The sequence below is a fragment of the Enterobacter sp. NFIX58 genome, from assembly GCF_900110475.1.
Lineage (GTDB): Bacteria > Pseudomonadota > Gammaproteobacteria > Enterobacterales > Enterobacteriaceae > Enterobacter > Enterobacter quasiroggenkampii.
On sequence record NZ_FODW01000002.1, the window covers coordinates 502411 to 519576 of the forward strand.

The 17166-nt window shown below is 58.1% G+C and carries 14 protein-coding genes and 1 riboswitch; of the genes, 8 read left to right on the forward strand and 6 right to left on the reverse strand.

All coding sequences use genetic code 11. The features are described 5' to 3' along the window. Positions 1-11 precede the first annotated feature (11 nt). The 3 genes from BMW97_RS12010 to BMW97_RS12020 are packed head-to-tail and all read left to right on the forward strand — an operon-like array spanning position 12 to position 4269. A complete protein-coding gene (locus BMW97_RS12010; RefSeq protein ID WP_090392875.1) occupies positions 12-2456 on the forward strand; it encodes a fimbria/pilus outer membrane usher protein in 2445 nt (814 codons plus the stop codon). Between the two features lie 9 nt (positions 2457-2465). Beyond that, entirely contained in the window at positions 2466-3224 is a 759-nt protein-coding gene (locus BMW97_RS12015; protein WP_045909985.1) for a fimbrial biogenesis chaperone, read from the forward strand. Continuing rightward, positions 3208-4269, forward strand: coding sequence for a type 1 fimbrial protein (locus BMW97_RS12020; protein ID WP_045909986.1), 1062 nt, complete (start codon positions 3208-3210; stop codon positions 4267-4269). Before BMW97_RS12015 ends, BMW97_RS12020 begins: the two co-directional genes overlap by 17 nt. Before the next feature lie 44 nt (positions 4270-4313). On the opposite strand, the gene ribB is transcribed toward BMW97_RS12020, so the two are convergent. Next, positions 4314-4967, reverse strand: coding sequence for a 3,4-dihydroxy-2-butanone-4-phosphate synthase (gene ribB / locus BMW97_RS12025; protein ID WP_045909987.1), 654 nt, complete (start codon positions 4965-4967; stop codon positions 4314-4316). Positions 4968-5073: 106 nt separating this feature from the next. Next, positions 5074-5224, reverse strand: a riboswitch (FMN riboswitch). Between the two features lie 119 nt (positions 5225-5343). On the opposite strand from ribB, the gene ubiK reads away from it, so the two are divergent. Beyond that, positions 5344-5640, forward strand: coding sequence for a ubiquinone biosynthesis accessory factor UbiK (gene ubiK, locus BMW97_RS12030; RefSeq protein ID WP_008502963.1), 297 nt, complete (start codon positions 5344-5346; stop codon positions 5638-5640). Between the two features lie 116 nt (positions 5641-5756). On the opposite strand, the gene hldE is transcribed toward ubiK, so the two are convergent. The 3 genes from hldE to BMW97_RS12045 are packed head-to-tail and all read right to left on the reverse strand — an operon-like array spanning position 5757 to position 11406. Further along, the gene (gene hldE, locus BMW97_RS12035) at positions 5757-7187 is read right to left on the reverse strand and encodes a bifunctional D-glycero-beta-D-manno-heptose-7-phosphate kinase/D-glycero-beta-D-manno-heptose 1-phosphate adenylyltransferase HldE (protein WP_003862540.1); all 1431 of its coding nucleotides are present in this window, start codon (positions 7185-7187) and stop codon (positions 5757-5759) included. Between the two features lie 40 nt (positions 7188-7227). After that, positions 7228-10083, reverse strand: coding sequence for a bifunctional [glutamate--ammonia ligase]-adenylyl-L-tyrosine phosphorylase/[glutamate--ammonia-ligase] adenylyltransferase (gene glnE / locus BMW97_RS12040; RefSeq protein WP_045909988.1), 2856 nt, complete (start codon positions 10081-10083; stop codon positions 7228-7230). A gap of 21 nt (positions 10084-10104) precedes the next feature. Beyond that, positions 10105-11406: a CYTH domain-containing protein gene (locus BMW97_RS12045; RefSeq protein WP_045909989.1), complete on the reverse strand. Its 1302-nt coding sequence runs from the start codon at positions 11404-11406 to the stop codon at positions 10105-10107. Between the two features lie 229 nt (positions 11407-11635). On the opposite strand from BMW97_RS12045, the gene BMW97_RS12055 reads away from it, so the two are divergent. Beyond that, on the forward strand, positions 11636-12256 hold the full coding sequence (locus tag BMW97_RS12055) for a TIGR04211 family SH3 domain-containing protein (RefSeq protein ID WP_025912514.1): 621 nt from the start codon (positions 11636-11638) through the stop codon (positions 12254-12256). 60 nt (positions 12257-12316) lie between these two features. Further along, positions 12317-13558, forward strand: a complete 1242-nt coding sequence (locus BMW97_RS12060) for a multifunctional CCA addition/repair protein (protein WP_045910159.1) — start codon at positions 12317-12319, stop codon at positions 13556-13558. 10 nt (positions 13559-13568) lie between these two features. Here the strand turns inward: BMW97_RS12060 and bacA are convergent, their stop codons facing one another. Then, complete coding sequence (gene bacA, locus BMW97_RS12065) at positions 13569-14390, reverse strand: undecaprenyl-diphosphate phosphatase (protein ID WP_023617357.1); 822 nt, start codon at positions 14388-14390, stop codon at positions 13569-13571. 105 nt (positions 14391-14495) lie between these two features. Next, a complete protein-coding gene (gene folB / locus BMW97_RS12070) occupies positions 14496-14864 on the reverse strand; it encodes a bifunctional dihydroneopterin aldolase/7,8-dihydroneopterin epimerase (protein WP_023309215.1) in 369 nt (122 codons plus the stop codon). Positions 14865-14971: 107 nt separating this feature from the next. On the opposite strand from folB, the gene plsY reads away from it, so the two are divergent. Both plsY and BMW97_RS12080 read left to right on the forward strand, forming a co-directional pair. Beyond that, positions 14972-15586, forward strand: coding sequence for a glycerol-3-phosphate 1-O-acyltransferase PlsY (plsY, locus tag BMW97_RS12075; protein ID WP_008502955.1), 615 nt, complete (start codon positions 14972-14974; stop codon positions 15584-15586). A 90-nt stretch (positions 15587-15676) separates the two neighbouring features. Further along, positions 15677-17143 (forward strand): MFS transporter, encoded by a 1467-nt coding sequence (locus BMW97_RS12080; protein WP_045909990.1) that lies wholly within the window; start codon positions 15677-15679, stop codon positions 17141-17143. The last annotated feature ends 23 nt before the right edge of the window (positions 17144-17166 follow it).

A 17166-nucleotide genomic window follows, 5' to 3' on the forward strand; every position in this document is an offset into this window, starting at 1 on the left:
TGAGCAACAGGATGATGAAACATAAATCAACATGCATAATCATCATTACCGCCCTGTTAATGACGAAAGTCGCCTCTGGTACCGAATTTAATATTAATGCCATCGATAAAGATCAGCGCAACAGCGTCGATTTAACACAGTTTAAAGATCGCGCCTCCGTCGTCCCCGGACGTTATTTTGTTACGGTTTCAATTAATGACACCCCCTTAGCAAACGGCTGGCAGTTAACGTGGAAAAAAGTGAATGATGCAGTTCAGGTCTGTATTCCCGCCGAACTGGCCGACACGTTCGGCCTGCAGGATAAAATACGGGAATCGCTCACTGAAAAAGAGGGCTGTATAGACTTCGCCCCGCTGCCGGACATTCATTTTACCTTTGAACAAGCAAGCCAGACGCTAAACGTGTCCATTCCCCAGGCGTGGCTGCAGTACCGTTCTGCCGAGTGGATGCCCCCGTCAACCTGGGATAACGGCGTGGCGGGCGTCCTGCTGGACTACAATCTTTTTGCCAGCCACTACCAGCCCAACAGCGGTAGCAGTTCAGATAATGCCAACACTTACGGCACGGCGGGCGCGAACGTCGGCGCCTGGCGGCTGCGCAGCGATTATCAATACAACCAGACGCACGCGGACGGCGGTTCAGAGCATAACGGGCGCTTCTCGCGCGTTTATATGTTCCGCCCCCTCCCCACCATGGGCGCAAAGCTGACGCTCGGCGAGACGGATTTCCAGTCGTCGATTTTCGATGCCTTCACCTACACCGGCGCGTCGCTTATCAGCGATGAGCGCATGCTGCCGTGGTCACTGCGCGGCTATGCGCCACAAATCTCCGGTATTGCCCAAACCAACGCGACGGTCACCGTAAGCCTCGCCGACAGGGTCATCTATCAAACAAAAGTCCCGCCGGGCCCGTTCATCATTCAGGATCTCAACCAGTCGGTGCAGGGCACGCTCGACGTGAAGGTGACGGAAGAAGATGGCCGGGTGAGTACGTTCCAGGTCTCCGCCGAATCCGTTCCCTTCCTGACGCGTCAGGGCCAGGTTCGCTACAAGCTGGCGGCAGGCAAGCCGCGAAAGGACGCATCGCATGACGTTGAGGACAGCACCTTCATGAGCGGCGAGTTTTCCTGGGGTATGCTGTCGCAAACTTCGCTCTATGGCGGAACGCTGGCCGATGGTGACCACTACCGCGCCCTGGCCGCCGGGCTGGGACAAAACATGGCGTATCTGGGCGCGCTCTCGTTTGATATCACCCGGGCCACCAGCCAGCTGCCGGGCGAGGATCCGCAGACGGGCTATAGCTACCGTTTTAACTACAGTAAACGGTTCGACACCACCGGTAGCCAGCTTACGCTGGCGAGCTACCGCTACTCGGACCGTCAGTTCCTGAGCTATGCGCGCTATCTGGATGACGACAACAGCGACAGCCAGACGGAAAAACAGACCCTCAGTGTCACCGCCAGTCAGTACATATCGGCCCTCTCGCTAAACCTTTATCTGAGCATGCTGCGCCAAACCTGGTGGGACGACTCGCCTTCCACGACCGGCAGCGTCACCGCAGGCTATAACTTCGACGTTGGCCGCTGGAAAAACCTTGGCCTGACCCTGTCGCTGAGCAGAACCCATTACGAAGATGATGAAGAGGACGATAACCAGTTTTATCTCTCGCTGAGCGTGCCGCTCGATCCTGACCATCGCCTGAACTACGACCTGCGCAACGGCGACAGCCTGAGCCAGAGCGTCTCCTGGTACGATACCTCTGACCGGAACAATACCTGGGGCGTTTCTGCTGGCACCGAGAGCGAAAAAGCCGATGCGGGCGCACAGTTCAGCGGAAACTATCAGCACTATTCTTCGCTGGGGGATCTCAACGTCTCGGGCAGCTATAAGGCGAATGAGTACAACTCAATGAGCGCCAGCTGGAACGGATCGTTTACCGGGACGGCGAAAGGGTTTGCCCTGCACCGTCGCAGCTACGGCAATGAGCCACGCGTCATGGTCAGCACTGACGGCGTGGGCCATATCCCGCTGAACGTATCGCATGACGAAACCAACGCGTCGGGTATTGGCGTTCTGCCGTCGTTTTCCAGCTATACCCCGGCCAGCGTGCGGGTCAACATGAACAATTTGCCTGACGGCGTTGACGTCGATACGCGGGTGGTCACTTCCACCTGGACAGAAGGCGCCATCGGCTATCGACAAATCGCGACCCGAGCCGGTAACGATATTGCCGGCATTTTGCGAACGCCTTCCGGGACACCGCCGCTCGGCGCCCTGGTCCGCCTGCAGGATAACGGCCTGCAGGTCGGCATGGTCGCCGAGGAGGGCCGCGTCTGGCTGGGCGCCGTCCAGCCTGAGCAACAGTTCCTGGTCACGTGGGGAGACAACCAACAGTGTCGCTTCTCGTTACCTTCTCACCTTGAAAACAGTATGCAGCTCATGCTGCCTTGCCAGTAAGAAACCATGATGAAACTCACCCCACTCAAGGCCCTGAGCCTGATATTGCTCGGCACCGCACTGAACGCGCATGCCGCCATTAACCTGGACCGCACGCGGATCGTTTTTCCCGAAGTGGACAAGGCAAGCAGCCTGAAAGTCGATAACCAGAGCAAAACCTTACCCTACCTGGCGCTTTCCTGGATTGAAGACGAAAACGGGCGCAAAGAGGACAGCCACTTCATGGCGCTGCCGCCCATTCAGCGTATTGAAGCGGGCGCGTCATCGCAGGTCAGGATTGTGAAGCAGGCGGCGGCTGGGCAGTTGCCGAAGGACAGAGAGTCGCTGTTTTACTTCAACCTGCGCGAAGTTCCGCCCAAAAGCGGCGCCAGCGAGGCGCGCAGCGTTATGCAAGTGGCCATGCAGAGCCGCATTAAGCTGTTCTGGCGGCCAAAAGCCATCACCAAAAAGCCGGGTGATCAAAGCGAAATGCGCATGGAAATTACCGCCACCGCAACGGGGCTCAGCGTGCATAACCCCACGCCCTATTACATCACCCTCGCGTGGCTGAGTAAAAATGCGAAAACCCAGCTGCCGGGCTTCGACAGCCTGATGATTGCTCCGTTTGCCACAGCGTCCACCTCTACCGGCGACTACCACGGGAGCTACTACAGCGTGGGTTACATTGATGATTACGGCGCGCTGAAAAAAGTGGACGTTACCTGTGCGGGTAAGGCGCCATGTCAGCTCAGCGAGCGGAAGGGTCAAAACAATGCGCAAGCTCGTTAATTGTCTGTTTTTGCTGCTGTTCGCCCTTCTGCCCGTCAGAGAGGCGCTGGCGCTTGACTGCTATCTCGGCGTTTCCGGCGGGCCCGTCGAGGAGACAAAAACGATCTCCCCTTTTGCCATTCCCAGCAACGCGCAGGTGGGGGAAAAGATATGGGAATCTGACGATATCAAAGTCCCTGTGACCTGCGACCACAACACCACCAGTAATTTTGAAAAAGAGGACATCTACGCCTGGGTTAACCCCTACCCGTCGGCGTCCGATCCCTACTACGAGCTCGGCGTAACCTATGAAGGGATTGACTACGATGCGACGGGGCAACCCAACGGGGTTGATACCTCCCAGTGCCTTGATAACAAACAGATCACTATCTATACCCCCGCCCAAATCCAGCAAATGGGCTGGGAGAACCGCATCTGTTCCGGCAATGCGAACGACATTCACACCTCACGCACGTTCATCGTGCGCTTTCGTCTGTACGTCAGAATCAAGGTCATGCCGCCGCACGGCTACGTCAGCACGCTCGGGGATTATATCGTGGTGCAGTTCGACGGCAAGGGCGGCGTCAACCAGATGTCCGACGCGAAAAACCTGAAGTATCATATTAATGGCCTGAACAATATCACCGTACTCGACTGCGGGGCGACCTTCAGCATCTATCCGGAAAATCAGGAGATTGATTTTGGTACGTTCAGCGCTCGCGACATAATGAATCAGGGAAAGCGAACGCGCACGTTCTCGGTCAGAACGACCAAGATACAGGACGCCGAGTGTTCCGATGGGTTTAAAATGGATTCGTCGTTCTATACGAACGAGACGCTGAGCGAAGAAGATACCGCCCTGCTCATCGGTAACGGCCTGAAATTACGCATCCTTAACGGAACGCAGCCCTACACCTTTAACCGATACGAAGAGTATGCCGATTTTACCGGCAGTACGTTGCAGTACGAACAGACCTATACCGCTGAGCTGACGCCGGTGCCGGGAACGGCGATCCAGTCCGGACCGTTTGAAACCGTGGTGCTGTTCAAAATTAACTACCACTAAATGTGAAAAAGCCGGGTTTCCCCGGCTTTTTCACATCAGCAGTTTCAGCTGGCTTTGCGCTCGTGCGCCTGGCGGTACTCGACCAGATCTTCAATCGTGACCACCGGCATGTTGTGCAGACGCGCAAAGGTGATGCACTCCGGCGCGCGCGCCATGGTGCCGTCATCGTTGGTCAGTTCACACAGCACGCCCGCAGGTTTGAAGCCCGCCAGCGTCACCAGATCGATGGTCGCTTCGGTGTGGCCGCCGCGGGTCAGGACGCCGCCCGCCTGCGCGCGCAGTGGGAAGACGTGGCCTGGACGATGCAGATCGGAGGGCTTCGCATCATCAGCAATGGCGGCACGTACGGTGGTCAGACGGTCAGCCGCAGACACACCGGTGGTCACGCCATGCGCCGCTTCAATGGTCACGGTAAATCCGGTACCAAAGGCGCTGGTGTTGTTTTCGACCATCATCGGCAGCTCGAGCAGCTTACGACGATCTTCAGTAATACACAGGCATACGATGCCGCTGCCGTGACGGATGGTCAGCGCCATCTGTTCAACGGTCATGTTTTCGGCGGCGAAAATCATGTCGCCTTCGTTTTCACGGTTTTCATCGTCAAGCACCATCACACCGCGGCCTTCGCGCAGTGCATCCAGTGCATGTTCAACACGTTGAGTTGAAGTGCCAAAAGAGGAAAGTAGCGTCTGATTCATGGTAAAAAAACCTCATTAACATTATGGTTACCAGAATCAGGGCAGTCTTAGGAGCGCCGTATAAGCGGCAAAAAGATAACGTGAGCGGGCCCATGCCCGACTGGATCGTTACTCTCTCCCATCCGGACTCTAACCGTCGGCCCCGGAATTACACCGGATCTGCTGACCTTTGAGAATTCACCCAAAGCGCTCGCGGGCTTTCAGCGTTAAGCTGATTTACCGCCGGTGGGGAATTTCGCCCCGCCCTGAGAATAAGCGAGATAACTATAACGCTATTGATTATCCTGGGCAATGCATAAGCATCAAACAATTTTGTTTACCCCGGGGATGACGCGCTACAATGGACACTGACACCTTTCCATCAAGGGAAACGACAATGATTGACCCGAAGAAAATTGAGCAAATTGCGCGTCAGGTTCATGAATCCATGCCGAAAGGCATTCGTGAATTTGGTGATGACGTTGAGAAGAAAATCCGCCAGACGCTGCAGGCGCAGTTGGTTCGCCTTGATCTAGTCAGCCGCGAAGAGTTTGACGTGCAGACCCAGGTTCTGCTGCGCACCCGCGAGAAGCTGGCACTGCTGGAACAGCGTCTGACCGAGCTGGAAAACCGCAATGCGCCGGAAGAAGTGAAGCCTGCGCCAGCCATTCCGCCGGTGGATAACCAGGAGTAAGTGCGGCCTGTTGTGCCCGGTGGCGGCTACGCCTTACCGGGCCTACATGAACGCGTAGGTCGGGTAAGGCGCAGCCGCCACCCGACATAAAAAACGGGCCAACTGGCCCGTTTTTTTTACTGACTATCCTTTTGGATCTTCTTGATGATGTTGGTGGTGGAACACCCGTCCTCAAAGTTGAGCACCATCACCTCGCCGCCGTTGGCCCAGACTTCTTCGCTGCCTGCGATTTGCTCCGGCTTGTAATCCCCGCCTTTCACCAGCAGGTCCGGCAGAATACCGGCAATCAGGCGCTGCGGCGTGTCTTCTTCAAACGACACCACCCAGTCCACGGCTTCCAGCGCGCCGAGCACGATCATACGCTGCTCCAGCGGGTTCACCGGACGCGTTTCCCCCTTCAGACGTTTGGTCGACGCATCGCTGTTCACTGCCACAATCAGACGATCGCCCAGCTTGCGCGCATTCGCCAGATAGGAGACATGGCCCGCGTGCAGAATGTCGAACACACCGTTGGTCATTACCACTTTCTCACCGCGCTTGCGCGCGGCGGCGACGGCCACTTTAAGCTCGTCTTCGGTCATCACACCGAAACCGGTGTCCGCACGGCCGCGCACCGCGTTTTCCAGCTCGATTGGGGACACGGTTGAGGTACCGAGTTTACCGACGACCACACCCGCCGCGGCGTTAGCGAAGTAGCACGCCTCTTCCAGGGAGTTACCCGCGGCCAGCGTCGCCGCCAGCACGCCGATCACCGTATCACCGGCACCGGTCACGTCGTACACTTCCTGCGCCTGGGTTGGCATATGCAGCGGCGCCTTGCCCGGTTGTAGCAGCGTCATCCCCTGCTCGGAGCGGGTCACCAGCAGCGCAGAGAGCTCGAAGTCAGCAATGATCTTCATGCCGCGCTCAACCAGCTCTTCCTCGGTTTTGCATTTGCCCGCCACCGCTTCAAACTCGGAGAGGTTTGGCGTCAGCAAGGTTGCGCCGCGATAGCGCTCAAAGTCGGTGCCTTTCGGGTCGATCAGCACCGGTACGCTGGCCTTACGCGCCAGCTGGATCATCGTCTGCACGCTGGCCAGCGCGCCTTTCGCGTAGTCGGACAGCACCAGCGCGCCGATATTGCCCAGCGCCTGGTTAATGCGCTCGTGCAGCGGTTCGGGATCAACGCCTTCGAACCCTTCTTCAAAGTCGAGGCGGATCAGCTGCTGGTTGCGTGACAGCACGCGCAGCTTGGTGATGGTTGGGTGGGTCGGAACCGAAACGAAGTCGCACTTCACGTTCACGTCCGCCAGCGACTTGCTCAGCGCGCGCGCCGCATCGTCGATACCGGTCAGGCCAACCAGACGCGAGTGCGCGCCCAGAGAGGCTATGTTCATCGCCACGTTTGCCGCGCCGCCTGGACGCTCTTCAATGGTGTCTACCTTAACCACCGGTACCGGTGCTTCCGGAGAGATGCGGCTGGTCGGTCCATACCAGTAGCGATCCAGCATCACATCCCCAACAACCATTACTCCAGCACGTTCAAACTCTGGCAGTGTTACTTTCATTCCTGACTCCAGAAAGATTCACAATTTGCGCGCGATAATATCACACTTGATTTGTTACGCACGGTTCCACCAGCCACTTCTGCCAGCTGGCCGTTACCTGAGCGCGTTCTGCGACAAAACAGTCCAGCGCCACGTGGCCCGGCTGCTCCTGCAGCGCCAGGTGGTGAAGCTCGTCGCGCAGCGTCGTGTAGGCGCGGGTTAAGGCCTGCGCCTCCTGCTCGTCCATGATGTCGTTTTGCGCCAGCAGTTCCAGAATGCGCACGTTATCGGACCAGCGGGTCAGCTTCGGCTTGTCGTGCGCGTGGAGCAGCACCAGATACTGAGTAATGAACTCAATATCGGTAATCCCGCCCTCGTCGGCTTTGATGTCAAAGCGATCGCGGTGTTTATTACCCAGGTGCGCGCGCATTTTCTCGCGCATCTCGCGCACTTCGGTCTGCAGCGTACTGCCCTCGCGCGGGGTGGTCATGACGTCCTTACGAATGGCATCGAACTGCGTTTTGAGCTGCGGATCGCCATACACTACGCGGGCGCGCACCAGCGCCTGATGCTCCCACGTCCAGGCTTCATTCTTCTGGTAATCGGCGAAGGATTCCGTTGAGGTGACCAGCATGCCCGCCGCGCCGGACGGACGCAGGCGCGCATCGACTTCATACAAAATGCCCGACGAGGTACGGGTGCTGAACAGGTGCATAATGCGCTGGGCCAGGCGCAGGTAGAACTGACGCCCGTCAATCTCGCGCTCGCCGTCGGTCATCACGTCAACCGGGCAGTCGTGCAGGAAGATTAAATCCAGATCGGAGCTGTATCCCAGCTCCCAGCCGCCGAGCTTGCCGTAACCCACCACAGCAAACCCTCGCCCCTCACGGTCAGCAAGGTGCTTCGGCTGGCCGTAGCGGGCCACCATCTGCACCCACGCCTGCTGCACGACCGCGTCGATGATCGCCTCCGCGAGCCAGGTTAAGTGATCGCTCACTTTCATTACCGGCAGCGTTCCGGCGATGTCCGCCGCCGCCACGCGCAGCATCTGGGCCTGCTTAAACTGGCGCAGCGCCTCCAGCTGCTGCTCTTCGTCCTCTTCCGGCACGCGCAGCAGATACTGACGCAGCTCGTCCCGGTAGGCATCCGTCGCCGTGGGTTGATACAGGGTATTCGGGTCGAGCAGTTCATCCAGCAGCAGCGGATAGCGCGCCAGCTTGTTGGCCACCATCGGGGAGGCGGCGCAGAGCGTAATCAGGTGCTTGAGTGCTCCCGGAAACTCGCTCAGGAGCTCAAGGTACGTGGTGCGCGTGATAATTCCGCTCAGCAGCGGCATCATGCGCGACAGCGGCACCGGCGCATCCGCCCGCGAGCAGACCTCGCTCAGCAGGTGCGGCATCAGGTGATCCAGCACCTGTCGACCGCGCGGGCCGATGGCGCGCTTGTTCAGCTCAAGACGGAAATCGGCAATCAGTGCCACCACGCGATGGCGCGCGTCGTCGGTTAAATGCGTCAGCACCGGCGTGGTGTCATCTTCCTGGAGCGCGTCCTGCCACAGCTCGCGCCAGTGCTCGGAAAGCGCATCGTCCTGCGATTCACTTTCATCATCACCAATCAGTTCGTTAAAGATGCGGCGCACGCCTGCCATGTGGGCATCGAGCCGTTCGGTCAGCGTTGACCAGTCATCCACGCGCATGCCCCAGGCCAGACGCGCCCGGTTAAGGTCATCCCCCGGCAGGGTCTGGGTCTGTTCGTCGTTGATGCTTTGCAGCAGGTTTTCCAGACGACGCAGGAACAGATAGGCCTCGCGCAGGGTTTGCGCGTCGCCGTCCGGCAGCAGGTGAAGCTGCTCGATGGCGCTCAGCGTCGGGAGCAGCGAGCGGGATTGTAGCGACGGCTCGCGCCCGCCGCGAATCAGCTGGAAGACCTGGACGATAAATTCGATTTCGCGAATACCACCCGCGCCAAGCTTGATGTTGTCCTTCAGCCCACGACGGCGAACCTCACGGGCAATCATCCCTTTCATATTGCGCAGGGACTGGATGACGCTGAAGTCGATATAGCGACGGAACACGAACGGGCGCAGCATGGCACGCAGCTCGTTGGCGTAGGCGTCATCGCTGTCGCCCATGATCCGCGCTTTGACCATCGCATAACGCTCCCAGTCGCGCCCCTGCTCCTGGTAGTAGTCCTCCAGCGCGGCAAAGCTCAACACCAGCGGTCCGCTATCGCCGAACGGACGCAGGCGCATGTCCACGCGGTAGACAAAACCATCCTGCGTCGGCTGATCCAGCGCCTTAATCAGGCGCTGACCGAGACGGGTAAAGAACTGGGCGTTGTCCAGCTCGCGACGGCCGCCGCGCGTGGAGCCGTTCTCAGGCCAGGCGAAAATCAGGTCGATATCGGAGGAAAAGTTCAGCTCGCAACCGCCCAGCTTGCCCATCCCCAGAATCAACAGCGGCTGAGGAACCCCTTCCTCGCTGCACGGCGTGCCCCACTCTTTACAGCAGGCGGCGTAGAGCCAGTCGCGCGCGGCGACAATCAACGTCTGCGCCAGCTCGCTTAACTGCTGCAGCGTACTCTCTTCACTCACCAGCTCTAGCGCCTGCGCCCAGGCAATGCGCACCATCACACGACGGCGGAACTGACGCAGGACGCGCATCAGCGTCGCCTCATCCGCGACGTCTTCAAGCGCGGCCTGCAGCCAGCCGGCATAGTACCGCCACTCGTCCGCCTGCGGCGGTGCGTTCTCAAGCTCCGCCAGCCAGTCCGGGTAGACGGCGATGCTTTCCTGCACAAAATCACTGAAGGCGAGCACGCTTTTTGCCTGCTCGCTTAACGATGACGCCGGTAATGACTCAGGCAGACGTTCGCAAACGGTCTGCCACTGCTGCTGTAACGGTGAAGAAAGCGGCATTCTAGGGGTTCCTTGCCAGAGTTAACGTTTTCCGCTGTGCAGCCAGTACGGCTCCTGCGAAATGGCCTCATTACGGAAATGCTCAATTTCAATATGCTGACGGGTTTCGATGGCATGCTTCAGCCCCTGCCAGTTTTCCAGCCACGCCTGCGCCTGTGGCCCGTCGTAGGCACCGGAAAGGAGCAGCATGCTGTCGATGTTGCGCGAAAGACGGGGAAGCTGATCGCCATACTTATCGCCGAGCGGATACGCAAAGGTGCTCTTCAGTTCAGCGGCATGGCGGGAAAGATGAATGTCCGCGAAACGCTTAAAGTTTTCCGCGATTTTGGCCTCAGCTTTCGCATCCAGGAAGGCGCGCCAGCCTCGCGTGACCAGGAACTCGGTCAGCGCCAGTTTTGCCGAAGCGGCTTGCGGGCTGTAAATCGCCGTTTGCGCCGAGACGTCCGAGAGCATCAGCGTTTCGGTTTGCGTCAGCAGATCACGTAAGTGAGCGCTCGCTTTGCGAGGAACGATACCGCCGAACAGCGCTAGGGTATGGCGCACCAGGGCAATCGCCGCGAGCACGTGGGATTTGGCGTTTTTCACATTTCGCACCCACAGCTCTTCGTGGTACTGCCACTGCGAAAGCGCCAGCTCCAGCGCGGCTTCCAGCCCCTGCTCAACGCTGGCTTTCGGCGCAACGCGCAAAATGGTCGTCTCTTTCAGGACGCGCGGCGCATTTCCGGCCGCCAGATGGTAACCCCGCGCGGCTTTACTCAGGCTTCCCTGACGCAATCCGGACTGGTTGACCAGCCTGCGCGCCAGCTTCAGCACGTCATTCGCGTCCCCTTCCAGCAGTTCAAGCTCCAGTTCACAAATGGGTTCCTGGAACTCCCCCGCCTTCACCTCACCGAGATCGAGAGCGATTTCGATGCGGCTTTTACCTTCCGTCACCAGCCATTTCTCGCGCCAGAAATCGGTGCTGAACAGCGGCTGCACCTGTTCTGCCAGCGTGGCAGGCAGCTCGCCTTCCGGCCAGACGTCCGTCGGGAAGCGTTCGAGCTCAAGTTCTGGCTGACTGATGTCGATATTGTATTCCGGACGCTGATGTAACCCGCCGACCACGCGGCCGGCAATTTTCATCGTCATCTCGTAGCGCCCGCTCGCGCCACGGATGCGCAGCCCCATATCGTGGCGGCGCAGCCAGTTGTCCGGCGTTTCGTAATAGATATTAAGCAGTTGTACCGGTGCATGGTGTTCGCCGGAAAGCGTATGCAGATGCTGGCGGAGTGCGTCAACGCTGTCTTTTTCGACGATAAATTTTAATTCGATTTCCTGAGCCATAGCCTTGTACTTTTGCGGGCGTCACAGACGCGTCAATGAGGGCGAACTTCCTCGCCATTTGTTTGTCAGTACATAGTATTTTGTGCCAAATTGCCATGCAATGAGCAATTTGTCGGGCGTAAATGTCCAGAGTCGTGACACAGATGATTCTGATTACTGACGAATGCTTTGCGTAGAGACACTGTTGCCACTACTATCGTTCCACTATTTATGAAAATAACGACTAATGATGCTTAAATTACGCCTGATTGGACTTACTTTACTCGCTTTTAGCGCCGCAACAGCCGTGCACGCTGAAGAGAAGCGTTACGTTTCTGACGAACTGAACACCTGGGTACGCAGTGGCCCCGGAGATAATTATCGCCTCGTGGGCACGGTCAATGCCGGCGAGGAAGTCACCCTGTTACAGACCAACGCGGACACTAACTACGGTCAGGTTCGCGACAGTTCTGGCCGTACGTCCTGGATCCCGCTGAAAGAGCTGAGCACCGTGCCAAGCCTGCGCACCCGCGTGCCGGATCTGGAAAATCAGGTGAAAACCCTGACCGACAAGCTGAACAACATCGACGGAACCTGGAACCAGCGTACCGCCGAAATGCAGCAGAAAGTGGCGCAGAGCGACGGTGTGATTAACGGGCTGAAAGAAGAGAACCAGAAGCTGAAAAACGAGCTGATTGTCGCGCAGAAGAAAGTGAATGCCGCCAACCTGCAGCTCGATGACAAACAGCGCACCATCATCATGCAGTGGTTTATGTATGGCGGCGGCGTGCTGGGCGTCGGTCTGGTGCTGGGTCTGGTTCTGCCGCACCTGATCCCAAGCCGTAAGCGTAAAGATCGCTGGATGAACTAATTCGTCTTCTCTGCCAGACTTACGTATCATTCTGGAAAAGAGAAAACGGGAGTGTCAGGCGTGAAGAGTTATTTGGTCGGTGGTGCGGTTCGCGATGCGTTGTTAGGTCTGCCGGTCAAAGATAAAGACTGGGTGGTGGTGGGCGCCACCCCGGAAGAGATGCTCGACGCGGGCTACCAGCAGGTAGGCCGCGATTTTCCCGTGTTCCTGCACCCGAAAAGCCGCGAAGAGTATGCCCTGGCGCGTACCGAGCGGAAATCAGGTTCGGGCTATACGGGCTTCACCTGCTATGCCGCGCCTGACGTCACGCTGGAGGAAGATCTCCTGCGTCGCGATCTGACCATTAACGCGCTGGCGCAGGACGAGCACGGCCAGATTGTTGACGCTTATGGCGGCCAGGACGATCTGCGCAACCGTCTTTTACGCCACGTCTCCCCGGCGTTTTCTGAAGATCCGCTCCGCGTGCTGCGCGTGGCGCGTTTTGCCGCGCGTTACGCCCATCTCAGCTTCCGTATTGCCGATGAGACAATGGCGCTGATGACCGCCATGACCGAGGCGGGCGAGCTTGAACACCTGACGCCAGAGCGCGTCTGGAAAGAGACGGAGAATGCCCTCACCACGCGTAACCCGCAGGTCTTTTTCCAGGTCCTGCGCGACTGTGGCGCGCTGAAGGTGCTGTTCCCGGAAATAGACGCGCTGTTTGGCGTCCCGGCTCCGGCGAAATGGCACCCGGAAATTGATACCGGCGTGCACACGCTGATGACCCTGAGCATGGCGGCCATGCTCAGCCCTGACGTGGACGTGCGTTTTTCCACCCTGTGCCACGACCTGGGCAAAGGCTTGACGCCAAAAGAGCTCTGGCCACGGCACCACGGGCACGGTCCGGCCGGGGTGAAGCTGGTCGAGGGGCTGTGCCAGCGTCTGCGCGTGCCGAACGAAATCCGCGATCTGGCGAAACTGGTGGCCGAATTCCACGATCTGATCCACACCTTCCCCATCCTGAAACCGGCCACCATCGTTAAGCTTTTCGATAACATCGACGCCTGGCGCAAACCCCAGCGCGTGGAGCAAATCGCGCTGACCAGCGAAGCTGACGTGCGCGGGCGTACCGGGTTTGAAGCGTGCGACTACCCGCAGGGACGTTTACTGCGTAAAGCCTGGGAGGTAGCGAAAGCGGTGCCGACGAAGGACGTCGTCGAGGCGGGATTCAAAGGACCGGAAATTCGCGAAGAACTCACGAAACGGCGAATTCAGGCGGTCTCTGACTGGAAGGAAAAGCATTGCCCTCAGCCAAAAGACTGAGGGCCATCGGTCAGAAGAAGACCACGTATACCGCAGCGGCAACGATGAAGCGATAGATCGCGAACGGAATGAACGAGATACGCTTAATCAGCTGCAGGAAGGTTTTGATGGCAATCAGCGCCACGATAAACGCGGTGATGAAGCCAACGGCGAACATGGGAATGTCGCCCGTGGTGAGGAAACCGATGCTTTTATAGAGGTCAAGCGCGGTGGCACCCATCATCATCGGCACCGCCAGCAGGAAAGAGAACTCTGACGCGGCGTAACGGCTTACGCCCATCAGCATCCCGCCGGAGATGGTTGCGCCTGAACGCGAGAAGCCCGGCCACAGCGCCAGACACTGGAAGCAGCCAATGATAAACGCCTGACGATACGTCATATCGTCCAGCCCTTCCGCGCGCGGCGTTTTTGGCTTCAGCACTTCCGCGGCGATCAGCAGGAAGCCGCCCACCACCAGCGCGTACATCACGTTAATCGGGTTAAACAGCGATTTGATGGCGTCGTGGAAAACCAGCCCCAGCACCACTGCCGGGACCATCCCGAGCAGAATATGGATCAGCGACAGGCGGCCTTTACTCATCCCTTCGTGCTGCGGCGGACGGCCAAAATGGATACCGATCAGGCCAAACAGACGGCGCCAGAACATCACCACCACCGCCAGAATCGAACCCAGCTGGATAACCACTTCGAACGTTTTGGCGGTATCGCCTTCAAAACCCAGCAGATGGCCAACGATAATCATATGGCCGGTACTGGAAACCGGTAAAAACTCCGTCAATCCTTCGACCACACCCAGTATTGCCGCCACCAGCAGCGAGTGCATATCGCTCATCTATAAACCCCTAAAAAAATATAAAAAAACGGTCGCCCCAACGGCTACCGTGAAAGATACAGCTATAAGACAGATATAACCTAAAAGGGTTTAGCTATTATGACGTTAAATCTTGCCTTTCAGATTTGTGCCACGCTCGATGATGACGCCAACGTTGGCGGCGCGCGCCACCGCGCCCGGTTTGCTCAGCTTGATGCGCACCCACGGTGAGTTGAATTTTTTCAGCAGCAGTTCTGCGACTTCTTCCGCCACCCGTTCGACCAGCGCAAAACGTTGCCCTTCAACGTGGGCGATGACCGTTTCACTGATATCGGCGTAGCTCAGACAGTCATTCACGTCATCACTTTTTGCCGACTTGCGGTTATCCCAGCCCATTTCGATATCGAACACCAGCTTCTGCTCGATGGTCTGTTCCCAGTCGTAAACACCAATAGTGGTGATTACCGAAAGTTGCTCTATAAATACAATATCCATCACGACCTGCCTGCTTTTTGGCTAAACCGGATACCACTTCCGGCGAATTATGCGTATTATCCACAGATGCTGAGAATACAGATACATTTTCAAAACGGAACAGCGTTATGAGTGCAATCGCGCCTGGAATGATCCTCCTCGCCTATCTTTGCGGCTCAATCTCCAGCGCCATTCTGGTCTGCCGCATCGCCGGGTTACCTGACCCGCGTGAAAGTGGTTCCGGGAATCCGGGAGCGACCAACGTACTACGAATTGGCGGCAAGGGAGCAGCCGTAGCGGTTTTGATTTTTGATGTTCTGAAAGGGATGTTGCCCGTCTGGGGCGCGTATGCGCTGGGCGTCACGCCGTTCTGGCTGGGGCTTATTGCGATTGCTGCCTGTGTCGGCCACATCTGGCCCGTATTCTTCGGTTTTAAAGGCGGCAAAGGTGTGGCGACCGCCTTTGGTGCCATTGCGCCTATCGGCTGGGACCTAACCGGCGTGATGGCCGGGACCTGGCTACTGACCATTCTGCTGAGCGGCTATTCGTCGTTGGGCGCCATCGTCAGCGCGCTGATCGCGCCGTTCTACGTCTGGTGGTTCAAGCCCCAGTTTACCTTCCCGGTGTCGATGCTCTCCTGCCTTATCCTGCTGCGTCATCACGATAATATTCAGCGGCTGTGGCGTCGTCAGGAGACAAAAATCTGGACGAAGCTCAAGAGGAAGAAAAAAGACGCCCCGTAAGGTTAGTTATGCCTTATAGCCAAATGTGATTTTGGTCACCTTCTGCCTGTGGTAACTGTTAATGACACAACACAACCACATCAGAAGAAAATGGCAGAAATCACAGAAACCACTCCCCTTTCAACGGCAGGAAAACACCCCGATGGCGACATCCAGTGGGTGCGCAGCGCCTCGGATGTCTCACGCCTCGTTAATGACGGTTCTCAGGGTCGGGCCAACGCCCGTATCGTGGTCGGTATCGCGCTGGGCGGGATTTTCCTCGATGCCTACGATCTGGGCGCGCTGGCCTTCGGCATTAAAGACATCACCCGCGAATTTAACCTGACGCCCGCCGGTACCGGCATGGTGGCCTCGGCCATTACCTTTGGCGCCATTGTCGGGGCGCTGCTCGGCGGTTATCTCACGGATAAAATCGGGCGCTATCGCGTCTTTATGGCTGATATGGTGTTCTTCGTCGTAGCGGCTATTGCCTGTGCGCTGGCTCCGAACGAATATGTGCTGGCGGGTGCCCGCTTTGTCATGGGGCTTGGCGTTGGGATCGACCTGCCCGTGGCGATGGCGTTTCTAAGCGAGTTCGCCAGGCTGAAAGGCCCCGGCAATAAGGCCTCCAGCGTCGCCATGTGGTGCCCCACCTGGTATGCCGCCATCAGTATCTCCTACCTGCTGGTGCTTTTCTTCTACGCCGTGCTGCCGGAAAGCCACAGCGACTGGCTGTGGCGTTTGATTCTCGGCTTTGGTGCCGTGCCGGCGCTGGTGATTATTGCCATCCGCAGCCGCTATATGAGCGAATCGCCGGTCTGGGCGGCAAATCAGGGCAACCTGAAGGAGGCAGCGTCCATTTTACGCCACTCATACAACATCAATGCCCACGTGCCGCAGGATGCGCTGAGCCAGCCAGCCCCCGTCGTGAATAAAGCGAAATGGTCAAACTACCTGAACCTGTTCCGCGGGATCTACTTGCGGCGCACCACGCTCGCCACGCTGCTGTCCGTCGTCTCCTCGTTCGCCTATAACGCGGTGGCGTTTGGTCTGCCAGTGATCATCTCCAGCTTCTTTGTCCAGTCGATGCTGACCACCATCCTGATATCTCTGGCGCTTAACCTGCTGTTTGCCTTCGTTGGCGGACTGCTGGCGGTACGATACGTGCCACGCTTCGGCGCATGGCGAATGTCGCTGGCGGGTTACGCCTGCCAGTTGGTCGCGCTGCTGGGCCTGGGGCTGATTGGTCGTCCGGAAGGCGCCACCGAAGGCGTGCTTGCCGTGGCGATGCTGGCGCTCTTCCTGTTCGGCCAGGGCTTCGGCCCGGGCGCACATACCATGACGTTTGCCTCGCTGAGCTACCCGACCTCGCTGCGCGGCGTTGGCGTGGGCCTTAACCAGACGCTGATGCGCAGCAGCTCGACGCTGTCGCTGTTCCTGTTCCCGCTGCTGGTCGCCTCGCTGGATACCGCCGTGTTCTGGGTAATTGCGCTGGCGCCGTTTATCGGCCTGGCCTCGCTGCTGGCGATCCGCTGGGAGCCGTCGGGGTATGATGTGGATGCGGAGGATTACCGATAATGACCTCGCTTCGGTGGGTTAAC

Coding starts and splice junctions, on each gene's coding strand:
- BMW97_RS12010 (WP_090392875.1), top strand. CDS start 12: ATGATGAAACATAAATCAACATGCATAATCATCATTACCGCCCTGTTA.
- BMW97_RS12015 (WP_045909985.1), top strand. CDS start 2,466: ATGAAACTCACCCCACTCAAGGCCCTGAGCCTGATATTGCTCGGCACC.
- BMW97_RS12020 (WP_045909986.1), top strand. CDS start 3,208: ATGCGCAAGCTCGTTAATTGTCTGTTTTTGCTGCTGTTCGCCCTTCTG.
- ribB (WP_045909987.1), bottom strand. CDS start 4,967: ATGAATCAGACGCTACTTTCCTCTTTTGGCACTTCAACTCAACGTGTT.
- ubiK (WP_008502963.1), top strand. CDS start 5,344: ATGATTGACCCGAAGAAAATTGAGCAAATTGCGCGTCAGGTTCATGAA.
- hldE (WP_003862540.1), bottom strand. CDS start 7,187: ATGAAAGTAACACTGCCAGAGTTTGAACGTGCTGGAGTAATGGTTGTT.
- glnE (WP_045909988.1), bottom strand. CDS start 10,083: ATGCCGCTTTCTTCACCGTTACAGCAGCAGTGGCAGACCGTTTGCGAA.
- BMW97_RS12045 (WP_045909989.1), bottom strand. CDS start 11,406: ATGGCTCAGGAAATCGAATTAAAATTTATCGTCGAAAAAGACAGCGTT.
- BMW97_RS12055 (WP_025912514.1), top strand. CDS start 11,636: ATGCTTAAATTACGCCTGATTGGACTTACTTTACTCGCTTTTAGCGCC.
- bacA (WP_023617357.1), bottom strand. CDS start 14,390: ATGAGCGATATGCACTCGCTGCTGGTGGCGGCAATACTGGGTGTGGTC.
- folB (WP_023309215.1), bottom strand. CDS start 14,864: ATGGATATTGTATTTATAGAGCAACTTTCGGTAATCACCACTATTGGT.
- plsY (WP_008502955.1), top strand. CDS start 14,972: ATGAGTGCAATCGCGCCTGGAATGATCCTCCTCGCCTATCTTTGCGGC.
- BMW97_RS12080 (WP_045909990.1), top strand. CDS start 15,677: ATGGCAGAAATCACAGAAACCACTCCCCTTTCAACGGCAGGAAAACAC.